Origin of the sequence: Streptomyces sp. CB01580, from assembly GCF_001905795.1 — a bacterium.
GTDB lineage: Bacteria > Actinomycetota > Actinomycetes > Streptomycetales > Streptomycetaceae > Streptomyces.
The window spans coordinates 339,317-360,628 of sequence record NZ_LIXJ01000001.1 but is presented as its reverse complement, the minus strand read 5'-3'; the positions used below and the strand labels follow the sequence as shown (position 1 = coordinate 360,628).

The following is a 21,312-nucleotide window of genomic DNA, read 5'->3' as shown; positions in this document are numbered from 1 at the left end:
GCGCGGGCGGTGCGGCGGCCGTCCGCGCGGGGCGCCCCGCGCGAACGCGTGGGCGAGCCCGGTCAGATGACGTCCTCCTCGATCTGCGCCTGCTCGCGCGCGGTCCCGTACGCCGAGGGCGTGCTGTACGAGCGGCGTGCGACGAACCACCACACGGTGGCCAGGACCAGCACCGCGATCAGCGCGATCGACGCGTAGTTCATCGAGTCGATCGTCACCGGCGACGACTGCGGGAGCAGGAACAGCACGGTGACGAAGGCCACCCACACCACGGCGATCCAGCCGATGGGCTTGCTCCAGCGACCCAGGTGCCACGGACCGCGCTCGAAGCGGTCGCCCGAGCGCAGCTTCAGGAAGATCGGGATGGCGTAGGCGGGGGTGATGCCGATGACGTTGATCGCGGTCACCGCTCCGTACGCGGTGGCCGAGTACAGCGACGGCAGCGCCAGCACCGCGGCGACGACGACCGACAGCCACACCGCGTTGACCGGCGTCTGGGTGCGCGAACTCACCTTGCGCCACAGGGCCGAGCCCGGCAGGGCGTTGTCACGGCTGAACGCGAACACCATCCGGCTGGCGGCGGCGACCTCGGCGTTGCCGCAGAACAGCTGCGCCGCGATCACGATGAGCAGCAGGGCCGTGGCCCCGGAGGTCCCCAGCGCGTCGATCATGATCTGGGCCGGTGGAACGTTGGTCGCGGTCTCCTGGGTGCCCTTGTAGTCCTGGATGGCGAAGGTAAGCCCGGCCAGCAGGACGAACCCGGCGATCCACGACGCCCAGATGGCGCGGACGATGCCCTTGGCGGCCGTCACCGAGGCGTTCGACGTCTCCTCCGACAGATGCGCGGAGGCGTCGTAGCCGCAGAAGGTGTACTGGGCGAGGAGCAGACCGATCGCCGCCACGTACAACGGGTTGTCCCAGCCGGTGTCGTTGACGAACTCGGTGAAGACGAACGACGGGGACTGGTGGTGCGAGGGCACGACCGCCAGCACGATCACGATCACCGCGACACCGGCGAGATGCCACCACACACTGATGGAGTTGAGCACGCTGACGAGACGGACGCCGAACAGGTTCAGCACCGCGTGCAGCAGCAGGATGCAGACAAAGATGATCATTGTCTTGCCCGGGGTGGGGGTGAAGCCCCACTGCAGGTTCATGAACGCGCCGGTGAACAACGCGGCACCGTAGTCGATGCCGGCGATCGCGCCGAGCAGGCCGAGCAGGTTCAGCCAGCCCGTGTACCAGCCCCACTTGCGGCCGCCGAGCCGGTCGGCCATGTAGTAGAGCGCCCCCGACGTCGGGTAGGAGCTGGTGACCTCGGCGAGCGCCATGCCGACACAGAGCACGAAGAGCCCCACACCCGCCCAGCCCCAGAGCATCACCGCCGGACCGCCGGTCGACATGCCGAAGCCGTACAGCGTCATGCAGCCGGACAGGATCGAGATGACGGAGAAGCTGATGGCGAAGTTGCCGAAGCCGCCCATGCGACGGGCGAGAACCGGCTGATAGCCGAGCTCCCGCAGTCGCTGCTCCTCGTCGTGCGGTGGGGCGGCCTCCGCACCCGAATGGGTGGGGGTGGATATGGACATGGGAAGACCTCCGTGAGCGGTGGACAGGGGGACGGACGGACAGAGGGAACGGCCGGACCGCGGACGCGTGCGCGAGGCCCTGTCCGGAACGGGGAGTGCGGTGCGACGGCGCGGCGTACCGGCTCAGCCGGGCGGACCGTGCCCGGGTTCGCGGGGCGCGGCCAGGCAGCGGCTCCGGGCACGCAGGAAGATCTCCTCGGCGCCTCCCGGGGCCTTGGGATCACGTGTCCGGTACATCCAGGGGACCGAGGTGAAGTACGGCCCGAGCTCCTCGAACACCGGCGCCGCCTCGGCGAATTTGAGCGCCCCCCACAGCGCGTGGGCCAGATGGTTCAGATCCGGCAGGGAATGGGAGAGCGGGGGAGTGCGGTGGAACCACAGCCACGAGGCCCGCATCGCGTCCCGTTCGGCGTCCTCGGTGACCCAGTGCAGGTCCAGGGCCTTCTCGTGGCCGTGCTCCCGCCGGTACCGCTCGACCCGGACGTACAACGGAAGCACATGCAGCGCGGAGCCCTCCGGGGCCGAAGAGGCCGCCCACTGGACGAAGTTGAACGCCTCCGAGAGTGCCCCGCCCGCCTTGCGTGCATACACGAACTGGAGCATCCGGTGGTACGCCTCGCGGTTGTACGGGTCACGCTTGTCGGCCTCCGCCAGCAGCCCCCACGGGCCGGGGAAGAGCATCGGCCCCGGCGGGTGCATCCGGTGCTCCTCCAACTGCTGGCGCTCGTCCAGCTGGGACAGGGCGAGCAGACACACCCACGGCACCGGATCGGCGGGCGAGGCGTGCGCGGCCGTCCGGCAGGCACCCCACGCCTCCTGCCACAGCTCCCGGGCACGGTGATGGCCCTCGCGGTGGGCGCGTACGGCCCGTTCCACGACGACCCGCGCGCGCATCACGGCGGCGGCCACGCTGTGCGGCTCCTCGGCCAGCCACGCCTGCACCGCGTCCGAACCGGCGGCGACCGCGCCCAGCACCTGCGTGCGCTGCGTCCACAGGGACCAGTCCGGAGTGTTCTCCAGCAGCTTCCGCATGGACAACCAGCGTCCGGTGCGCAAATCCTGTAACGCGGACCGTAATTCGTTGTCATGGCCGGCCGGGTGATAGACCGGCCGGAATTCACTGTTGGCCATCGACGTTCCCTGCTCCCGTGCGACGGGACGGAGAGCGGGGCACGGAGTGTCTCCTCAGCACGTCGCACAACCCCGTGGCGGAGTGGAACCCGTGGTGCGGCGGAGTGCCCGGGAAGCGGGGTCCCGGCGCTCGGGGCGGTGTTTCGGTTTCATGAATCCTCGGGGGCGTGGGGGGTCGTACTGCTGTTGAATGCCGAACTGCTTTAAAGTGTCGGGGTGTTGCTCGGCGGTGAGTGTAAGGCCAGTCGCCCCGAACTCCCGACCGATTCGCGGATCTTACGGCCTGGAGGCCGTAACTCAAGTCCGCTGAGCCTTGCGCGGGTTGATTTGCCGACAACGATTCCGCGCCCCTGCCCGGACGACCCTTGACGTGGGCGGTGGTCTGCATCACGCTGGGCGTCGCAGAGCAATGATCACGATTCCGTTCGAGCCGCAGATCCGTTCAAGCCGCAGAGCTTTTGCCCCGATGGAGTGTCGATGACCGGCCCGGTACTCGCCGTGGACCAGGGCACATCGGGCACCGAGGCGCTCGTGGCCTGCCCCGAACGCGGCGTGATCGGTTCCGGGGCGGCGCCGGTCCGGCCGCGGCACGGCAGCGGGGGAGCCGTTGAGGTGGACCTGGTGGAGCCGCTCGATTCGGTCCTCGTCGCCGGGAATCGGGCGATGGCACAGGCGGACGAACCCGTGTCGGCCGTCGGCCCGGCCAACCGGGGCGAGACGGTCCTCGCCCGGGATCCGGACACCGGGCGGCCCCTCACCGACGCCATCGTCGGGCAGGACCGCCGCCCCGCACCGATCTGCTCCGAACTCGAAGCGTGCGACGGCGAGTTGAGGCACCTCACCGGCCTTCCGCCCGCCCCGTACTTCGCCGCCCCCAAAATGGCCTGGATCAGTCGGGAACTCACCCGCGAGGGCGTCGTCACCACCAGCGACTCCTGGCTCGTCGACCGACTGACCGGTGCGTTCGTCACGGACACCGCGACCGCGGGCCGCACCCAACTGCTCGATCCGGAACGCGCCGAGTGGTCCCCTCGCAGCCGCCCCGCCGGGCCCGCAGGACACACCGGCCCTGGACATGACCGTGGTCGGCGCGGCTGAGGGTGCCGGTGCGGGCTTGGCCGGCGTCGCCGTCGCCCGCGATCCGGATCGACCGGGTCGATCCGCACGGCACGACGGTACGGATCGCATGTCCTGACCCCGTGTTCCGCGCCCGTGCCCGGGTCGGGTCCGGCGTCCTGGCCCGCGGCACGACCCCACGTTCCGTGCCCGTGCTGCGATCGCGCCTTCCACCAAGGACCCTGACGTGACGTCAGGGAATCAGCAGCCAGTCCGAGCCGATCGCCGCGACCAGCCCCACCACGAGCAGCCACGTGCCGAGGCGAGTGCGGCCGTTCCTGCTGAGCTCGATGACGATTCCGCACAGGATCAGCGCGAGCCCGTACACCCCGACCACGAGCACGGAAGACCTGCTGGCGATCCGCAACGCGAGCACGACGGCCATCGCGGCCATGCCGACCGAGGACAGAACGACGCGGAGCCGCCTCGCCTGACGCGGCGTCAGCCGTCGCTCCCCGGACCCGGGTCCGACCTGCGCGACGGGCTCCGGACGGGCCTCGTCGGCCGTGCCGGTGCCCCGCGTACCGGCGACGCCCGTGTCAGCCGCGTCGGCAACGGTTTCGGCGGAGGTCCGGTCGGCAACGGCTGCGTCGGGGGTCTCGACGGGGGTGTCGGAAGCGTCCTCGGAGCCGGCCCCCGTGGCCGGCCCCCCGTACGTCGACCGCGCCGGTTCCCCGTCCGGCCCGGCCTGGGCGCGGCGTACCTGCTTCGTCTCACCCTCCGGAACGCCGTCGGAGGCCGCCCCGGGAGCGGCTATCGCGGCGTCCGCGGCCTGGTCCTGGTCAGAAGTGCTCATGACGCCGGATCGTAATGGCTGCGGGCCCGCCCCGTTCACCGCTCGGGCGGACGGACGCGAACGTGACGTAGGTTCGACGCATGCCCGGCCACATCCTCGTTCTCGGTGGTACGACCGAGGCCCGGCAGCTCGCCGCCGAGCTGACCGCGCCCGGCCGCCCCGCCACGATCCGCGTCACCACGTCACTGGCCGGACGGGTCGCCCGGCCCCGCATGCCCGCCGGTGAGGTGCGTGTCGGCGGCTTCGGCGGTGCGCGCGGCCTCGCCGACTGGCTGCGCACCCATGACGTGGACACCGTCGTCGACGCCACCCACCCCTTCGCGGACACCATCAGCGCCCACGCGGCGCAGGCGGCTCGGGCCACCGGCACCGCGCTGTTCGCGCTGCGCCGCCCCGGCTGGACGGCGGGCCCCGGCGACCGCTGGTACCCGGCCCGCGACCTGGCCCACGCCGCCGAGCGACTGCCCGGCATGGGGGAACGGATATTCCTCACGACCGGCCGTCTGGGTCTGGCGGCCTTCGCCACGGCGCCCGGTGCCGACCGGCTCCACTTCCTCGTCCGGTCCGTCGAACCCCCGGACCAGCCGCTGCCCCGGCACACCGAGGTGATCCTCGACCGCGGCCCGTACACCGTCGAGGGCGAGACGGAACTGTTGCGCGCGCACGCCGTCGATGTCCTCGTCACCAAGGACAGCGGTGGCCCCGCCACCGCCGCGAAACTCACCGCGGCCCGGCACCTCGGCCTGCCCGTGGTCGTGGTCCGCCGCCCGCCGGCACCCGACGGCGTGCCCGTCGTCCGCGACGTGCCGTCGGCGCTCCGGATCCTGTACGCGGAAGGCGGGTTCAGCCGCGGCGCAGGAGATACGTGTCCATGATCCAGCCCTTGCGGGCACGCGCCTCGGCCCGCAACTCCTCGATCCGCTCCGCCACCTCGGCGAGGCGTCCGGAGACCAGGATCTCGTCCTCGGTCCCCACGTACGCCCCCCAGTAGATGAAGAGGTCCTGGTCGAGATGGCGGGTGAACGCCTGCCGCGCGTCCAGCATCACCACCACGTCGTCGACGCCCTCGGGCCAGCCCTCGGCCAGTCGCCGCCCGGTGGTGATCTGCACCGGACGCGCCACCCGGTTCAGCCCCGTGCGGTGCTTGGCCAGCAGCGCGGACACACTGCTGATCCCGGGCACCACCTCGTGCTCGAAGGCCACGGAACCCCGGCCGGCGATCTCCTCCAGGATGCCGAGAGTGGAGTCGTAGAGCGCAGGATCGCCCCACACCAGGAACGCCCCGCACTCGTCCTCGCCCAGCTCCCGTGCGATGAAGTCCTCGTACAGATCCGCGCGACGCCGGCGCCAGTCGTCCACCGCGGGCGAGTAGTCCGACGTCACGCGGTCGCGCTCCGGGTCCCGGGCCTCGACGAGCCGGTACGAGCGGTCCTTCGCGTGCGCGTCCAGGATGTCCCGCCGCAACCGGGTCAGATCGGACTTCTCCTCGCCCTTGTCGAGGATGAAGAACGCATCCGCCCTGTTCAGCGCCTTGACGGCCTGCAGGGTCAGATGGTCGGGGTCGCCCGCGCCGATGCCGATGACATAGATCTTTCTCACCGCACCGAGTCTGCCCGATGCCCCGGCGCCGGGGGAGCCCGGGCCACCGGCCCCGGCCGCCGCCCCCCGTGCGCGCGGGCCGCGTTCCGTGCACACGGGACGGTGGACCCTTCCGGGTCCCAGCACTGGGGCGTGTTCCGAAAGCCCCGTCCGGCCCGCGACGCCCGGCACGGCGCCTCACCGCGTTGTCGGGATCCCACGTACGCCCGGTACGAGGACGGCCCTCCGCCCTGCGATGCACCGCACCGGACGCCGCGGGTCCCGCCGTTCGGGCGGACGACGCTACTTTCGGAACACGCCCCGGCGGCCTCCGGGGAGCAGGCGGGGTGCCTCACCGGCCGCGTCGACGGGCCGTGCCCCGCCGCCGGGTACGCCTTCGCCCTCCCCGGCCTCCACCCGTCGTGCCAGGTCCCCGGCCCAGCCGATCAACGCGTCGACCGCGATCCCGTGCGGCCGGGCGGTCCCGAACCCGTCGAGCGCCGCCGCTCCGCGCCGCAACAACCGGGCTCCGCCGGTGGCGTTGCCGCGCGCCGCGTGCGTCAGCCCCACGGCCAACTGCGCCAGCCCGCGCCACAGTTCCCGTTCCGAGGGCGGGCCGGACTTCCACGCGTCCTCGAACACCTCGTGCGCGTGGAACGGCATTCCCGCGTCCAGCAGCCGCTGCGCCTCCCGCACCGTCTCCTCGGGAGTGCGGGTCACCCCCTCGGGCTGCCGCTCCACTCCCGGGGCCCCGTACGGCAGGGGGCGGCCCAGTCCGTCACGGGGACGCGCGTTGCGCGCCCGGCCCTCGGCGTCCCGGTCCCTGCTGGTGGCGTCCATCATTCGATTGTGCCCCGCACCTGCGATGAAGTGTACGAACCACTGTCCGTGGACCCGGGTTCACGACTAGTGTCGACACTCGTCCGCACCACTTTGGGGAGGGTAGGGATGAAGCAGTCCCGGCCACTGTACGAGCGCGAGCCGGAACTCGCCGCTGCCGCACAAGCCGTGGATGCCCTGTGCGGCTCCCAGGCCACCGGAGGACTGCTGGTCTTCAGCGGCGAGGCGGGTATCGGGAAGACGGCACTGCTCGACGAGATCCGTTCGATGGCCGCCGACCGCTGCACGGTCTGGTCCGCACGCGGTGGTGAAACGGTCACCTCCGTTCCCTTCCACGTCGTACGGCAATTACTGCAACCGGCTTTCGACGACTTCCGGCCCGACGAGGTGCGGGACCTGTTCGGTCCCTGGTACGAGATCGCCGCGCCCGCCCTCGGGCTCGCCCGACCGAGCGGACCGCAGGCCGACCCGCAGGGTGTCCGGGACGGCCTCGACTTCGTCGTGGCCCGGCTCGCCACCCGGCTGAGCCACCGCCCGCTGCTGCTCATGATCGACGACGCCCACTGGGCCGACGGCGAAACCCTCGCCTGGCTCGACTCCTTCACCGCGCGCCTCGCCGAACTGCCGGTCCTCGTCGTCCGAGCCCACCGGCCGGAGGAGATGGCGGCACGGCACCAGGACGCCGGAAAGGGCGGCGCCCACCCGCGCCAGACCCGGGTGGCCCTGCGAGCCCTCACCCCGGACGCCACCGCCGAACTGGCCCGCGCCGCCCTCGGCGAGCACGCCGACGACCCGTTCTGCCGCGAGGTGTGGGCCGTCACCGGAGGCAATCCCTACGAGGCGGTCGAACTCGTCGCCAAGGTCCAGGACCGTGAACTGGCACCGCTGGAGGAGTCGGCCGGTCTGCTGCGCGAACTCGGTGCCTCCGCCCGGGGCAGCGGTCTCGTCGCCCGGCTCGAACGGCTCGGCACCAACGCCACCCGCTTCGCCTGGGCCGTGGCCGTTCTCGGCACGGACATCTCACAGGACCTCGCCGCCACGCTGGCCGGGATGAGCCAGGCCGAGGCCGCAGACTGCACGGCGCTGCTGCGCGAGGCCCGTATCGTCACCGGGTTCGATCCGCTGGAGTTCGTCCATCCGCTGATCGCCTCCGCCATCTACCGCTCCATCCCGCCGGCCACCCGCACCGCCTTCCACGGACGGGCCGCGTGGGCCATCACCCGTGCGGGGCTCGGCGCCGCGGCGGCCTCCCGGCACCTCCTCGAAGTGCACCCGGACGACGATCCGGAACTCGTCGAGCAGCTCCGCGAGGCGTCCCGGCAGCACCTGGCCGTCGGCGCCCCGGAAGCCGCCCGCCGCTGTCTGGAGCGTGCCCTGGAGGAGCCCCCGCATCCGGACATCAAGGCGACCCTGCTGTACGAGCTGGGCTGCGCCACCCTGCTCACCTCCCCGGCCACCACGGTCCAGCACCTGCGGGCCGCTCTCGACATGCAGGGTCTGGACGAGACGCAGCGGATCGACGCCACCTACCGGCTGGCGGCCGCGCATTCCCACAACAACCAGCTCAAGGAGGCGGCGAGCGCGCTCGCCGCCGAGGCCGCGCGCACCGCGCCGGGTCCCGGCCTGATGCGACTGCAGGCCGCCCACTTCCTCTGGGAGGGCATGCAGGCCACGGAGGACGACGGGCCCGCCAGGTCCGAGCGGCTCGCCCGGAACGCCGACCATCTCACCGGCCGGGACAACGCCGAACGGGCCCTGCTGACGCTGCGGGCCTTCGACGCCATGATGCGCGGCGAGAACGCCCAGCTGATCGTCGACCTCTGCGAACGCGCCCTGGTCGACGGCCACCCCGCCCGGGGTCTCGGCTGGACCGACACCGAATGGGGCTTCGAGCTGCCCACGCTCGTCGGCATCACGTACGCCTTCACCGACCAGGTCGACCGGGCCGAGGCACTGTTCGGCGAGGCCGTCCGCGCCTTCGAGATCTCGGGGTGGAGCGGTGCGCACCTCGCGTTCGCGCATACGCTGCTGGGCCTGGTCCACCGCCGTCGCGGCCGACTCGCCGAGGCCGAAGGCTTCCTCCGCGAGGGACTGCGCCTCGCCGACCGCGTCGGCAGCGGACTTCCGGTCCACTGGGACGCGGCCTGCCTGCTCATCGACACCCTGATCGCCCGGGGCCGCGTCGCCGAGGCCCGACAGATCGCGGACCGCTACGACTTCGGTCCGCCCTATCCCAGCGCGATGGTGCTGCCCGACGCACCCTGCCTGCGCGGCAGGCTGCTGCTGGCGGAAGGCCGTACCAAGGAGGCCGCCACCGAACTCGAAGCGGCCGGTCGGGCACTCGAGGCCCGGGGCAGGTTCAACGGCGTGTGGGCACCCTGGGCCGGTGACCTGGCCCGCGCCCTGGTGGAGGAGGACCCGCAGCGCGCCGCCCAACTCGCCACCGCCGCCCGCGTGCACGCCGAACGGTTCGGTACGGACACCGCGATCGGCGAGGCCCTGCGCTGCGTCGCCCTCTTCTCCCGTCCCGAGGACGCGGTGCATCTGCTGGCCGAGGCGGTCCGTCACCTGGAGGCGTCCCCGGCCGCGTACGAACACGCCCTGGCGCTCGTCGACTACGGCATCGCGACCCGCTCCCCGCGCGAACTCGCCAGGGCTCACAAGCTGGCCACCGCGTGCGGCGCGGAAATGCTCGCCGACCGCGCCCACCAGGCACGTGCGTCGATCCGGTCCTCGGAGTGAGGTAATGTTTGTCCTGCGCGGTCGCCCGGAGCACCGGGAAGAACCGTAGCGGGACGTGGCGCAGCTTGGTAGCGCACTTGACTGGGGGTCAAGGGGTCGCAGGTTCAAATCCTGTCGTCCCGACTCATGAGAGTCACAGGTCAGGGCTGGTTTCGGAGGGATCCGAAACCAGCCCTTGATCGTTTTTGGGGGCCAGTCGGGGACCGGCGTGCTGGACCGGCGTCAGCGTGTCCTGACGAGCGGGCTCGGCAGGGGGCTCGGCGTGCGGAGAGCGATGCGCGAGGAAGGTATGACCTTGTGCATGTCCGGGTGGCGGTAGCGCTGGGTGGGGGTCGGTGAAATCCGGCATCGGACGAAAGCGAGGCACGTCATGGCGCGGGGAGCCCGCTACGGGCATCCGGGCACCTGGCCTGACGGCGGTTGCTCCCAGCCGGGTGCATCAGCGCGGTGAACGCCTCGTCCGCCACCGGTCCCGCACCGAGTCCACAGCTGTCTCGTCGAAGACACCACACACCGGGCAGGACACGGGGACGTTCCGGGGCCGGGCCGCGACACGGATCATCTCGCCGTCGTCCGCCACATCATCGATGGCCAGTGCCGCCGGCCCTGAAAACACCGTTGTCACAAGGACGTTGACATCTCGCACAGGACGTCGACGACACCCGTCACCTGCCGTCACCACCGACTGTGCAACAGAGCCCAGTACGGGCCGGGGGCTCCGCATCGATGCTGCGGAGCCCCCGGCAGGGCGGCTACTTCGCCTGCCAGCCGATCAGCTGGGGCGGGCCCATGACGCCGTAGTTGCCGTAGAACTGGGCCGATCCGTAGTTGGCGAGACCCTTCTTGACGGCCCAGATGGTGGGGCCGTTGTGGGTCGGCATGATGCCGTAGGTCTCCATGGCTTCCAGCTCGACCTTGTTGCCGACATCGAACTGCTGGTCAAGGGTCGGCAGGTTGGTGACGGCCTTGACGTCCTTGTCCATGCTCTTCGGCACCGAGCGGGAGACGTTGAGAGTGGAGTCGGAGCAGTACATCTGGCAGATGAAGAGCATTCCGTTCGGGTCGCTCGAAATGAAGCCCATCGCGAAGACGTCGAAGGCGCGCTTGGTGAACACCTTGTTGAAGTCGGCGGAGGGGTGAGCCTCGATGTCCAGTTTGACGCCGATGTCCTTCATCATCTGGGCGAGGGCAGTGGCGCGGGCCTTGGTGGTCGACCTGTCACCGATGGTGGGGAAGGTCAGCTCCAGCTTCTCGCCGTCCTTGACACGCACACCGTCCGAGCCGACCTTCCAGCCCGCGGCATCCAGGTCCTTCTTCGCCGTGGCGGCATCGAACTTCACGAGCTTGCCGAAGTTGTCCTGGTACCCCTTCTGGAAGGGGTAGAGATTGAAGGATCCGGGCAGCGGCTCGGTGTAGCCGAGTCCCTGGAACGAGATCTTCGCGAGTTGGGAACGGTCGATTCCCTCCATCAGGGCCTTGCGCACCGCCGGGTCCTTCAACTGGGGCGAGGTGCTGTTGAAGACCATGAGGTTGTTGGAGGTGGTCGTGCCGCGGCGAAGTTCGGTCCCCTTCACCGACTTCACCTGGTTGAGCTGCTCGGCGTTATTTGCCTCCACCGCGTCGATCTGGCCGTTCTTGAAGGCGTTGATGCTGGCGCTCTCCTCCATCTGTACGAAGGTGAGCTCGTCCAGATGCGGCTTGGCGCCCCACCACTTGGGGTTGGGCTTGTAGGAGACGGTGCCGCCCTTGGCATCGAACTTGGAGATGATGTACGGGCCGGCACCCCACTCCGGGCGGGGGTTGTTCACGTAGGCCTTGTTGAAGGCGTCGGACTTGGCGATGTGCGGGCTGACGAGCTCGTAGAAGAGGGACTTCCAGTACACGAACGGGCCGTCGAAGGTGACGATCGCCTGCTTGGCGTCCTTGCCCTTCTCGACCGAGGCGATGCTGGAGTAGCCGTCGGTGGAGCTGACGTCGTACTCCTTGTCCTTCCCGTTGAGCGCGTTCCAGGTGTCCCGGAACGCCGTCCAGTCGATGTCCTGGCCGTCGTTCCACTTGGCCTTCGGGTTGATGTCGTACGTGACCTGGGTGTTGCCGCCCACCGTCGTCTGCTTGACGTCGGTGAGGTAGTCCTCGTTGTAGGTGATGTTGCCCTTGGGGTCGTTGAAGGACAGCTTCGGCTGGTAGAACCAGGCGATCTTCGATGTGTACAGCGATGCGTTGCCGTGCAGGGTGTTGAGCTGATCGGGAATCTCCACGATGGGAAGCGTCAGCTTGCCCCCCTGCTTCAGGTTGCTCGCAGGCTGGGGGTTGTACGAGGTCAGCACCTCGTTCTCCGAGGTGGCGCCCTTGGACTTCTCCTGCCCGGAGTTGTCGGTGTCACCACCGCCGCACCCGGAGAGGACGAGGGAAGCGGCGGCGGCGAACGCCAACCCGCTCAGAGAAATTCTTCTCATGACAGCCTTTCAGCTTAGTTGTCTACAGACGTGGTCGTGTCCGCGAAATGGCATGCGTCGCGGTGGTCCTGGTCTCCCCTTCCAGTGAGCTGCGGAGTGACCCCGCGACACTGCTCCTTCTGCGGCTCCGACAGCGTCAAGTGGAGCGGACACCTGGTGACGAACCGGCAGCCCGGCCGGTCGTCGGTCGGACTGGGGAGGTCGCCCTTGAGCAGAACTCGTTCCCGAGTGCGTTCCGCGACCGGATCGGGCAGGGGGATCGCGGAGAGGAGCGCCTGGGTGTAAGGGTGCCTGGGGTCGTCGAAGAGGGAGTCGGTGGTGCCGATCTCGACGATCCGCCCCAGGTACATCACCGCCACGCGGTCGGAGATGTGGCGCACCACCGACAGGTCGTGGGCGACGAGGAGGTAGGACAGGCCCAGCTCGGCCTTGAGGTCGTTGAGCAGGTTGATGACGCCGGCCTGAACCGAGACGTCGAGAGCCGAGACCGGCTCGTCGAGAACCAGCAGCTGCGGCTTCGTGGCGAGCGCCCGGGCGATGCCGATGCGTTGCCGCTGCCCGCCGGAGAAGGCCGCGGGGAAGCGGTCGCGGTGCTCGGGGTCGAGTCCCACCAGCTCCATGAGCTCCGCCACCTGGGTGCCGAGCACCTTCTTGTCGCGTTCACCGACCGCGCGGAGGGGTTCCGCGAGGATGTCGAAGACCGTCATCCGGGGGTCCAGTGCCCCCATGGGGTCCTGGAACATCATCTGGATCTTGCGGCGGACGGAGCTGATGTCCTGCTTCCGCTTCAGGCCCGTGGTGTCCTGGCCGCAGACGGCGATGCTGCCCTGCTCGGGCGGCTTCAGTCCCATGACCTCCAGCAGTGTGGTGGTCTTGCCGCACCCCGACTCGCCGACGAGTCCGAGCGTCTCTCCCTCGCGGATGTCCAGGTCGATGCCGTTGACGGCGAAGACGGTGCCCACCTTGCGTTTGAGCAGGCCGCCCTTGGTGAGCGGGAAGGTCTTGGTGACACCGGAGAGTTCCAGGACCTTCGGCCGGTCCTCGCGGGGGACGGCCGTGGCTCGGTTCTCCCTGCCGACCGGGACGGGGTAGATCGGCCGGCCGCCGATGGCGCCGTCGTCGATCTCCGCGGCACGCCGGCAGGCGGCCGAGTGCTCGTCGCCGGTGTCGTCCTCGGCGATCGCCAGCAGGGGCGGTTCGGCCTCCCGGCAGGCGTCCTGCACCACGGGGCAACGCGCCGCGAAGGGGCAGGCGTCGGGAAGGTCCACCAGGAGCGGTGGAGTTCCCGGGACCGGGGTCAGGGCGTCCCTGTCGCGGTCGTCCAGTCGGGGAATCGCACCCATCAGGCCGATGGTGTACGGCATGCGCGGTCGCGAGAAGAGTTCGTCCACCCCGGCACGCTCGACCGGCCGACCGGCGTACATCACCATGACGTCGTCGGCCGAGCCGGCCACCACCCCGAGGTCGTGGGTGATCATGATGACCGCGGCCCCGGTCTCGCGCTGGGCGGTCTTGAGGACATCGAGGATCTGCGCCTGCACGGTGACGTCGAGAGCGGTCGTCGGCTCGTCGGCGATGATCAGGTCGGGGTCGTTCGCGATCGCCATGGCGATGACGGCCCGCTGCCGCATACCGCCTGAGAACTCGTGCGGGAACCCTTTGGCGCGGCGGTCGGGGTTGGGGATGCCGACCAGGTCCAGCAGTTCGACGGCCCGTTTCCAGGCGGCCGCGGACGAGATGTCCTGGTGGATCTGGAGGGCCTCGACGATCTGGGCTCCGATGCTGAAGATCGGAGTGAGAGACGAGAGCGGGTCCTGGAAGATCATGCCGATGTGCTGACCGCGCACCTTCGACATCCGTCGGTCGTCGAGGTCGAGGAGGTTCTTCCCGCCGAGCGTGATTTCGCCGGTGACCGCGGCGTAGTCGGGCAGCAGCCCCATGACGGCCATGGACGTGACGGACTTGCCCGACCCCGATTCGCCCACGATGCCCAGGGTTTTGCCGCGATGCAGGTCGAAGGAGACGCCGCGGACGGCTTCCACCCGGCCTGCTTCCGACGGGAAGGCCACCTTCAGGTCACGTACGGACAGCAGGGGCTGCTGGGTGTCGGCATTGGTCGTGACAGCGCGCTGCTCGATCATGCGCGGCCTCCAGACTGCGAGGTGGGGTCGAGGGCGTCCCGCAGACCGTCGCCGATCAGCGCCATCGCCACGGTGAGCAGCACCACCATGGCTGCGGGCAGGTAGAACAGCCAGGGAGCGGTGGACAGGGTGTTCTGCCCGTCGGCGAGCATGGAACCCAGCGACACGTCGGGCTGCTTGACGCCGAAACCGATGAAGGAGAGCGCCGTCTCGGCCTGCACGGTCGAGGCGACACCGAGGGTGAACGTCACGATGAGCAAGGATCCGATGTTCGGTACCAGGTGGCGGACGATGGTGCGCATCGGGCTGACGCCCATGAAGCGGGCCGCCATCACGTACTCGCGCTCCCGCAGGGAGGTGGCCAGGGACCAGATCACCCGGGCTGTGAGCATCCAGCCGAACAGTGTGAGGACCACGACCAGAACCTGCCACTCGCCGCGGTAGTGCGTACCGACCAGGGCGATGATGAGGAACGAGGGCAGGATGAGCAGGAAGTGCACGAGACCGAGCATCGCCCGCTCGACCTTGCCGCCGAAGTAGGCGGCGGTGGTGCCGAACAGTCCGGCTATGGCGGTGGTCAGCAGCGACACCGTCACAGCGATGATCAGCGATCTGCCGAGGCCGTGCACGAGTTGGGCGTAGACGTCGTTGCCCGCGCCGTTGGTGCCCAGCAGGTGGCCGCCGACTCCGGGGGAGACGGAGAGCGCGGTGAAGTCCGCCTCCATGTGGTCCCAGTGGGTCAGGTACCGGCCGAACAGCGAGAACAACACGAGGAGGACGAAGAGGACCAGACCGCCGAGCGCCGCCTTGTTGCGCGCGAAGCGCCGCATGTAGAGCTTGGACGGGGAGAGGCGTTTGCCACCGGGGCCGGTCGTCCCCGGTTCCTGCGCTTCAGCCCTGTCGGGGCGCACCTCTTCGGCGTCGGGTCCGGCACCGGGCATGTTGATGGCCACGTCAGCTCACCCTGATCCTGGGGTCGAGGGCCACGATGACGAGGTCGGCCAGAACCGCACCGATGGCTGTCATGAGGGCTCCGAAGGCTGCGACAGCGACGACGCCGTGCACGTCGTTCGTGCTGATGGTCTTGGTGAAGTACTCACCCATTCCGTGCCAGGCGAAGACCGTCTCTGTGATCACCGCGCCGGTGAACAGCGCCGGCATCGCGAACGCGACCTGAGTGGCGACGGGGATGATCGAGGTCCGCAGCCCGTGCCGGTAGATGGCCTGCTTCCGCGTCAACCCCTTGGCCCGTGCGGTACGGACGTAGTCGGAGTTGATGTGGTCCAGCAGCAGCGATCGCTGCAACAGGTGGTATCCCGCATAGGAGATGAACGTGAGCGAGATCGTGGGCAGGATCGCGTGCGTCGCTCTGGACCCGAAGACCGACCAGAACCCGGTGACGTCGGGGCTCTGCGCTCCGGCGACAGGCAGCAGCGTGCTGCCCAGGGCCTGGTTCAGCGCGATGGCCGCGAGCACCACCGCGAGGGAGGCCACCGCGGAGGGCGTGTTGAAGGAGAGCACGGAGAGCCCCTGCCACAGCCGGTCGGCGGCCTTGTACTGGCGCGACGCGGTGTAGACGCCCAGCCCGACTCCGATGATGATGGACAGGATCGTCGCGCCCAGGACCAGCTGGCCGCTGACGGCGATCCGATAGGCGACCTGGTCGTTGACGCTGCCCCCGGTCGGCGACTGGCCCCAATCGAAGTGAGTCACGATCCGGGATATCCAGTGCCACCACCGATCCATGATCGGTTTGTCTGGGTTGAGGTTGTAAAGCGCCAGCGCATGGTTGATCTGGGCTGGAGTTCGAGGCGGTCGCAACGCGGTGTAGTTCGACGCAGGTTTGAGGAATGCGTTAGCGAGGAAGTACGTGAGGTTGGTCGCGATGGCGATCATCAAAAACCAGCCGACTACTTTGCGGGCGAGGTAACGCAGCACTGTGAGCCGGCCTTTCGTGATATGAGGCGTATCGGCCCGCACATCCGGTAAGTGGCTGGACACTTGGCCGCGTTGACCGGGCGCCGGGTCGCGGGCGCTCGGACGGGACGTGCGGATCCTCGGGTGGTCAGAAAATGATTTGCGCGAAACCGCTCCGGTGTACGAGCCTGAGGTGTGCTGACGGAGCTGCACGAGTAGGCGAAGCGGGAGTGAGCAGTGCGCCGGGCATGAAGCGACAACCTCGCGTGGGAGTGAGCCAGTTCAAGGCAGCCGCATGATTCAGCAGCGCCGCTGCTGACCATTCCAACTGCCCGTGTGGCACGTCAAGGCTGGTCAGGTCGCGATCCGGTTAAGTCGAAGCCGCATATCGGTCATTTTTCAAGAAATGTTTTCAACGTCGTGGCGGACGTGCGATGAACGATGAAGCTCCGGAGGCTCCAAAAGGTGCAAAACGCGCCTTCGCGCGCATTCGCCTCTTCGTGTGTGATCCAGGACCAGGGTTCTTCCGTGAACTGTCGTTCTGGGAGCGCTGTTGGTGATCGGCCGTACGGGCGGCGTCGACCTCCTGGTGCGGGACTGCAGATCGTTCGGCGCAACTCCCGATCCACGATCCGGCGGGCATGGACGGCGGCAACTCCCGCAACGGCAAACGCTCCAAGACCGTGCGGACCGATGTCGGGCCAGTGGAGACGGCCGTGCCCCGCGACCGGGACGGCTCCTTCGAACCGAAGATCGTCAAGAAGCGGCAGAAGCGCCTGGCCGGCGTCGACGAGATGGTCATCGCGCTGGCTACCGCGCACCTCGCGCTGGGCCCGGACGCGGAGGAACGCCCGCATCGCAGTCTCAGCGCCTACTACACCTCCGGCACCTGCAGACAGGAGAGCATCGAGGGGTTCATGAGGCAGTGGGCGGACGGCGCGTTCGCTGCCCGCAAGGGCTCGGAGGTAGCCTGAAGCCAACCGCTCCCGCTCCCCAGCGCCGGGGAGGTCACATGACCACAGGTGACAGCCTCCGCCCCTGCAGGGCCGATGCGCCACGCTACATGCCCATCGCCGATCACGGCCTGATCGGTGACCTGCGCACCGCCGCCCTCGTCGGTACGAACGGCACCATCGACTGGTACTGCTGCTCGCGCTTCGACGCGCCCAGCGTCTTCGCGGCGATCCTGGACGCCGACCGCGGTGGGGCGTTCGAGCTCGCACCGGACGTACCCGCTCGGACGAAGCAGTTCTACTTCCCCGACACCAACATCTTGATCACCCGGTTCTTCGCGGACAACGGTGTCGGCGAGGTCCAGGACTTCATGCCGATCGTCGACGACTCGCGCGAGGCGGGCCGCCACCGTCTGATCAGGCGGGTCCTCTGCGTGCGCGGGTCGATGCCGTTCACCGCGCGCGTGGCTCCCCGGTTCGACTACGGCCGGCGTACGCACACAGTGTGTATGCAACACGGTCACACAGTGTTCGACTCTCCGGATCTCACGCTGGCACTGACGTCCAGCGTTCCGGTCGAAATCGACGGTCGGGACGCTGTTTCGTCTTTCACGCTGGACGAGGGAAAGGCCGCGGTTTTCGCGCTCGACAGGATAGGCGGCAGGGTGGAGCCGCGGTCCTGTCCCGTGCTGGAGGCGGAGGAACTGTTCGGCGCCACGGTGCGGTACTGGCGCGCCTGGCTGTCGCACTCCCGTTACCGGGGGCGCTGGCGGGAGATGGTGCACCGCTCCGCGCTCACCCTCAAGCTCCTCACCTACGCACCGACCGGCGCCATCGTGGCTGCCCCTACGACCAGCCTGCCCGAGCAGGTCGGCGGCGAGCGCAACTGGGACTATCGATACGTGTGGGTGAGGGACGCCGCCTTCTGTATCTACGCGCTGCTCAGGCTGGGTTTCACCGACGAGGCCGAGGCCTTCGTACGCTTCCTGTCCGGAAACATCTGCCTGAAGGAGAGCTCCGGCGGCCCGCTCCAGATCATGTACGGCATCGACGGCCGCAGTGAACTTCCCGAGCAGGAGCTCCCCCACCTGGAGGGTCACCTGGGATCGGCTCCTGTCCGGGTCGGCAACAACGCCGTCAACCAGCTCCAACTGGACATCTACGGGGCCCTCATCGACTCGCTCTACCTCTACGACAAGTGGGGACAGCCCCTGTCCAGTGAACACTGGGACACCGTCGGCACCCTGGTCGACTGGGTCTGCGACAACTGGGACCAGCCGGACGAGGGCATCTGGGAGACCCGTGGCAAGATCCAGAACTTCCTGTACTCGCAGTTGATGTGCTGGGTCGCGATCGAACGGGCGATGCGCATCGCGACCCATCGGGGTCTGCCCGCGGACATGCCCCGATGGGCCCACGCCCGCGACGCGATCTACCGGCGCATCATGCAGCGGGGCTGGTCCACCGAGCGGAGGGCATTTGTCCAGCACGAGGGCGAAGACGTCCTCGATGCCGCCGTCCTCATGATGCCGTTGGCCAAGTTCATCTCTCCGACCGACCCGAAATGGCTCTCCACCCTGGACGTCCTCGGCGAGGAGCTGGTGTCCGACTCCCTGGTCTACCGCTACGACCCCCACAGCAGTCCGGATGGGCTGCGAGGTGAGGAGGGGACATTCTCGATCTGCACGTTCTGGTACGTCGAGGCGCTCACCCGAGCCGGCCGCGTGGACGAGGCCCGGCTCGCCTTCGAGAAGATGCTCACCTATGCCAACCACGTCGGGCTGTACGCCGAAGAGATCGGCCGCACCGGCGAACAAGTGGGCAATTTCCCCCAGGCTTTTACTCACCTGGCACTCATCAGCGCCGCGTTCAACCTCGACAGGGCGCTGGGCTGAGTCCTGCCGTACCCCCGGTCCGCGGCTCGACCGAGCCGCGTGATCCGTCCGACTGCTCCGCACGCGTGGGTCACGTCCGTCGGGGCGGTGTATCGACGGCCACTGGCCGATCCCGGTGTTGAGGCTGTGTGGTCGAGCCCCGCGGGCGCACAGGTGGCCGACCGCCTCGCCGAATACGCAGAGCAAGGCATTACCGAGATGAGATCGTCTACCAGCCGACCGGACCGGACATCGCCCATGAGTTGGAGGCGTTCATCACGGCCGCCCGTACGGTGCGTACCGGCTGAACCTGGTGGGGCTCCGGGATGTTCGGCACGCCAGGCCGGCGGCCCCGGTGCGGGGCTGGCCTCGGCCTCTCCCGTCCACCACTTCCGCCGCACGGCCACGCGTGGCGTCGAACTCGGAGGCAAGCGGATCAAGGAGGGCGACAAGGTCGTCACGTGGTTCGCCGCCGGCACCGGGCCTGCGCCGTCGTCGCCGTCGTCGCCTGCGGTTGTTCGGCGCTGCTGGATCTCGCGCAGCGTCGCCCCGTCTCGGCGAGTTCCGTCGACATCGCCGTGGTCGGCCTGATCGGCGTCCTGGCCCTCGGGGTCAACCTCCTGCTGCGGCGCCAGGGCAGGGACCTCGCGAGGGCCCGGGGCATCGCGGAGGCCGTACAGCTCGCGGTCCTGCCGGACCCGCCACCACGAGCCGGACCGCTCGGCGTCGCCGCCGGATACACCGCCGCGCAGGCCGAGGCCAGGATCGGCGGCGACCTCTTCGCCGTGCAGGAGACCCCCTACGGCGTCCGCATGATCATCGGGGACGTGAAGGGCAAGGGGGTGCAGGCCGTCGCCTCGGTCTCGGTGGCCATCGGCGCGTTCCGGCAGGAGGCCGAGAACGCACCCACCCTCGCAGAGCTGGCCCGGCGGCTGGACGCCGCGCTCAGCCGGGAGGCCGAACGCGGCGGGAGCGATCTGGCCCAGGAGGACTTCACCACGGCGGTGCTGGCCGAGGTGCCCGGCAACGGTGATCTGGTGCGGCTGGTCAACCGAGGCCATCCGGGCCCCTACCTGATCCACGACGGCACGGTCGTACGGCTGGACGCCACCGCTCCGCAGCTCCCCCTGGGCATGGGCCTCGGGACGGTCGCACCACCCGACGGGGCCACGGGCACCGACGTCGTCCCGCTGCCGCCCGGCGCGCTGCTGCTCCTGATCACCGACGGGGTCACCGAGGCGCGCGACCGGACGGGCACCTTCTACGACCCCTGCGCCTCGCCCGTGCTCACCGGAGCCCGTCCCATGGACGCGGACGACCTGGTCCGCGCGGTGATCGCGGATGTCGCCCGGTGGACCGGCAACGGCCAGCAGGACGACATGGCCGTCCTGGCCGTCGTGCGCCGCGGCTCCGGCCCGGGGCCCGGCTGAGCGACACCGGCCCCGGCACCGGCGGGCGGAGCGGCCCGGTGCGGTCGTCGGCCGGGCTACGCGTCGGCCGCGGTGGTCGCGATGGCCAGCCGGTGCGCCGGCGGGTGCTCGATCGCGAGGTCGGGGCGCCAGGCGGCGAGGACCTGGGCCGAGGGGCCGAACATCCGCTCCGGCAGCGCGTCGAGCGCGGTCCACTCCCAGACGCTGATCAGATGCGGCTCCGTCACCCGCGGGCTTCCCGACTCCAGCGTCACCGCGGCGGCCATCGACACCCGGTTGATCCCCGCCACCACGTCGTGGAGCATGGCGAAGACCGTCACGTCGTCCACGCCGACCTCCAGCCCCGTCTCCTCGCGCAGTTCGCGGACGGCCGCCTCGGCGATGGACTCGTGCGTCGGGTCGACCTTGCCGCCGGGGAGCTCCCACGTGCCGCCGTGGCGCATGCCCAGCAGCACGCGGCCCTGGGCGTCCTGTACGACGATGCCCACGCCGAGCGCCGCCTGCGCCACCGGCGGGCGGGAGTCGTGGGCGGGGGAGTCGGCAGGGGTGGTGTGCATGGTGCTCCTCGGGGGCGTGCGCGGGACCGTTCGGGCACGGGGGCGCGGGGCCACGGTGCCCGGCGTCCGTCGGTCGTGCCGGGGGACAAGCCTACGTACATCGCCCGCGGCCCCGTGAACGGGCTTTGATCACGCCCGAGGTGACCGGTCGTACGGGCCTTCGACCCGGGGCGTGCCCCGGTGGCGCGG

General features: G+C 69.6%; 14 protein-coding genes, 1 tRNA gene and 2 pseudogenes. 7 read left to right on the top strand and 10 right to left on the bottom strand.

What is annotated here, in order from left to right; all coding sequences use genetic code 11:
* Positions 1-62: 62 nt before the first annotated feature.
* Both AMK22_RS01270 and AMK22_RS01265 read right to left on the bottom strand, forming a co-directional pair.
* A complete protein-coding gene (locus tag AMK22_RS01270; RefSeq protein ID WP_073781300.1) occupies positions 63-1,592 on the bottom strand; it encodes an amino acid permease in 1,530 nt (509 codons plus the stop codon).
* A gap of 123 nt (positions 1,593-1,715) precedes the next feature.
* Positions 1,716-2,723 carry a hypothetical protein gene (locus AMK22_RS01265; RefSeq protein ID WP_073781299.1) on the bottom strand — a complete coding sequence of 336 codons (1,008 nt, stop codon included), beginning with the start codon at positions 2,721-2,723 and terminating at the stop codon, positions 1,716-1,718.
* A 477-nt stretch (positions 2,724-3,200) separates the two neighbouring features.
* Between AMK22_RS01265 and AMK22_RS01260 the strand changes: the two are divergent.
* Positions 3,201-3,761: pseudogene (locus tag AMK22_RS01260) on the top strand (FGGY family carbohydrate kinase); the annotation flags it as partial.
* 271 nt (positions 3,762-4,032) lie between these two features.
* Here AMK22_RS01260 and AMK22_RS40470 read toward each other — a convergent pair.
* Positions 4,033-4,635 carry a hypothetical protein gene (locus AMK22_RS40470; protein WP_242433787.1) on the bottom strand — a complete coding sequence of 201 codons (603 nt, stop codon included), beginning with the start codon at positions 4,633-4,635 and terminating at the stop codon, positions 4,033-4,035.
* A gap of 80 nt (positions 4,636-4,715) precedes the next feature.
* On the opposite strand from AMK22_RS40470, the gene AMK22_RS01250 reads away from it, so the two are divergent.
* On the top strand, positions 4,716-5,510 hold the full coding sequence (locus tag AMK22_RS01250; RefSeq protein ID WP_073781298.1) for a cobalt-precorrin-6A reductase: 795 nt from the start codon (positions 4,716-4,718) through the stop codon (positions 5,508-5,510).
* Here the strand turns inward: AMK22_RS01250 and cobF are convergent.
* Entirely contained in the window at positions 5,479-6,234 is a 756-nt protein-coding gene (cobF, locus tag AMK22_RS01245) for a precorrin-6A synthase (deacetylating) (RefSeq protein WP_073781534.1), read from the bottom strand. The genes AMK22_RS01250 and cobF overlap by 32 nt on opposite strands.
* A 282-nt stretch (positions 6,235-6,516) precedes the next feature.
* On the bottom strand, positions 6,517-7,053 hold the full coding sequence (locus AMK22_RS01240) for a DUF309 domain-containing protein (RefSeq protein WP_073781533.1): 537 nt from the start codon (positions 7,051-7,053) through the stop codon (positions 6,517-6,519).
* A 108-nt stretch (positions 7,054-7,161) separates the two neighbouring features.
* On the opposite strand from AMK22_RS01240, the gene AMK22_RS01235 reads away from it, so the two are divergent.
* Both AMK22_RS01235 and AMK22_RS01230 read left to right on the top strand, forming a co-directional pair.
* On the top strand, positions 7,162-9,795 hold the full coding sequence (locus AMK22_RS01235; protein WP_073781297.1) for an ATP-binding protein: 2,634 nt from the start codon (positions 7,162-7,164) through the stop codon (positions 9,793-9,795).
* Between the two features lie 49 nt (positions 9,796-9,844).
* Positions 9,845-9,918 (top strand) — tRNA-Pro (locus tag AMK22_RS01230).
* A 629-nt stretch (positions 9,919-10,547) separates the two neighbouring features.
* Here AMK22_RS01230 and AMK22_RS01220 read toward each other — a convergent pair.
* The 4 genes from AMK22_RS01220 to AMK22_RS01205 are packed head-to-tail and all read right to left on the bottom strand — an operon-like array spanning position 10,548 to position 16,105.
* Positions 10,548-12,251, bottom strand: coding sequence for an ABC transporter family substrate-binding protein (locus tag AMK22_RS01220; RefSeq protein WP_242433786.1), 1,704 nt, complete (start codon positions 12,249-12,251; stop codon positions 10,548-10,550).
* Positions 12,252-12,265: 14 nt separating this feature from the next.
* The gene (locus AMK22_RS01215) at positions 12,266-14,392 is read right to left on the bottom strand and encodes an ABC transporter ATP-binding protein (protein WP_073781294.1); all 2,127 of its coding nucleotides are present in this window, start codon (positions 14,390-14,392) and stop codon (positions 12,266-12,268) included.
* The gene (locus AMK22_RS01210) at positions 14,389-15,345 is read right to left on the bottom strand and encodes an ABC transporter permease (RefSeq protein WP_073781293.1); all 957 of its coding nucleotides are present in this window, start codon (positions 15,343-15,345) and stop codon (positions 14,389-14,391) included. The genes AMK22_RS01215 and AMK22_RS01210 overlap by 4 nt, the downstream gene beginning before the upstream one ends.
* A 1-nt stretch (position 15,346) precedes the next feature.
* Entirely contained in the window at positions 15,347-16,105 is a 759-nt protein-coding gene (locus tag AMK22_RS01205; RefSeq protein WP_242433785.1) for an ABC transporter permease, read from the bottom strand.
* Between the two features lie 830 nt (positions 16,106-16,935).
* Between AMK22_RS01205 and AMK22_RS01200 the strand changes: the two are divergent.
* From AMK22_RS01200 to AMK22_RS01190, 3 genes and pseudogenes are all read left to right on the top strand, one after another.
* Positions 16,936-17,142: pseudogene (locus AMK22_RS01200) on the top strand (transposase); the annotation flags it as partial.
* Positions 17,143-17,321: 179 nt separating this feature from the next.
* Positions 17,322-19,157: a glycoside hydrolase family 15 protein gene (locus tag AMK22_RS01195; protein ID WP_073781291.1), complete on the top strand. Its 1,836-nt coding sequence runs from the start codon at positions 17,322-17,324 to the stop codon at positions 19,155-19,157.
* Between the two features lie 440 nt (positions 19,158-19,597).
* Positions 19,598-20,566, top strand: a complete 969-nt coding sequence (locus AMK22_RS01190; protein ID WP_073781290.1) for a PP2C family protein-serine/threonine phosphatase — start codon at positions 19,598-19,600, stop codon at positions 20,564-20,566.
* A gap of 56 nt (positions 20,567-20,622) precedes the next feature.
* On the opposite strand, the gene AMK22_RS01185 is transcribed toward AMK22_RS01190, so the two are convergent.
* Positions 20,623-21,123: a nucleotide triphosphate diphosphatase NUDT15 gene (locus AMK22_RS01185; RefSeq protein WP_073781289.1), complete on the bottom strand. Its 501-nt coding sequence runs from the start codon at positions 21,121-21,123 to the stop codon at positions 20,623-20,625.
* Between the last annotated feature and the right edge of the window lie 189 nt (positions 21,124-21,312).

Excerpts from the sequence above, each read along its gene's own strand:
- AMK22_RS01195 (WP_073781291.1), top strand. The coding sequence starts at position 17,322 with ATGACCACAGGTGACAGCCTCCGCCCCTGCAGGGCCGATGCGCCACGC.
- AMK22_RS01240 (WP_073781533.1), bottom strand. The coding sequence starts at position 7,053 with ATGGACGCCACCAGCAGGGACCGGGACGCCGAGGGCCGGGCGCGCAAC.
- AMK22_RS01215 (WP_073781294.1), bottom strand. The coding sequence starts at position 14,392 with ATGATCGAGCAGCGCGCTGTCACGACCAATGCCGACACCCAGCAGCCC.
- AMK22_RS01185 (WP_073781289.1), bottom strand. The coding sequence starts at position 21,123 with ATGCACACCACCCCTGCCGACTCCCCCGCCCACGACTCCCGCCCGCCG.
- AMK22_RS01265 (WP_073781299.1), bottom strand. The coding sequence starts at position 2,723 with ATGGCCAACAGTGAATTCCGGCCGGTCTATCACCCGGCCGGCCATGAC.
- AMK22_RS01270 (WP_073781300.1), bottom strand. The coding sequence starts at position 1,592 with ATGTCCATATCCACCCCCACCCATTCGGGTGCGGAGGCCGCCCCACCG.
- AMK22_RS01235 (WP_073781297.1), top strand. The coding sequence starts at position 7,162 with ATGAAGCAGTCCCGGCCACTGTACGAGCGCGAGCCGGAACTCGCCGCT.
- AMK22_RS40470 (WP_242433787.1), bottom strand. The coding sequence starts at position 4,635 with ATGAGCACTTCTGACCAGGACCAGGCCGCGGACGCCGCGATAGCCGCT.
- AMK22_RS01220 (WP_242433786.1), bottom strand. The coding sequence starts at position 12,251 with ATGAGAAGAATTTCTCTGAGCGGGTTGGCGTTCGCCGCCGCCGCTTCC.
- AMK22_RS01250 (WP_073781298.1), top strand. The coding sequence starts at position 4,716 with ATGCCCGGCCACATCCTCGTTCTCGGTGGTACGACCGAGGCCCGGCAG.